General features: G+C 44.5%; 1 pseudogene. It reads left to right on the top strand.

Annotated features, from left to right (window positions below):
- Positions 1 to 651, top strand: a pseudogene (locus tag ACHRWY_RS27550) (hypothetical protein); the annotation flags it as partial.

The following is a 651-nucleotide window of genomic DNA, read 5'->3' as shown; positions in this document are numbered from 1 at the left end:
CTACTACCTTTACCGGTATTCATATTGTAACACAATCTGATATTGATGCAGGTGCCGTATACAACTTAGCGACCGCAACTGGAACACCACCAAGTGGCCCAAATGTAAGTGACACATCCACCGATCCGCTGCCATGTACTACATGCGCACCAGATCCAGGTTGTCCAACTTGTACGATCACGCCATTGGCACCTGCTTCAGGTATTTCAATTACTAAACACGGACAATTTGTCGATGTTAATAAAGACGGAAAAACCAATGTTGGGGACAGGGTAGAATACACCTTTGTGGTTAAGAACACAGGAAATACAACTTTGAGCAATATTACTGTGACCGATAATAATGCTGTTGTTACAGGAGGTCCTTTGCTGACATTAGCAGTTGGTGCAGAAGATGCTACGACTTTTAAAGCGGTTCATACCATAACACAAGCCGATATTGATGCAGGTGCCGTATACAACTTAGCGACCGCAACTGGAACACCACCAAGTGGTCCAAATGTAAGTGACACATCCACCGATCCGCTGCCATGTACTACATGCGCACCAGATCCAGGTTGTCCAACTTGTACGATTACGCCATTGGCACCTGCTTCAGGTATTTCAATTACCAAACACGGACAGTTTGTCGATGTTAATAAAGACGGAAAAA

Origin of the sequence: Flavobacterium sp. FlaQc-48 (assembly GCF_044007335.1) — a bacterium.
Taxonomy (GTDB): Bacteria; Bacteroidota; Bacteroidia; order Flavobacteriales; family Flavobacteriaceae; genus Flavobacterium.
This window is presented reverse-complemented; position numbering and strand designations above follow the sequence as displayed.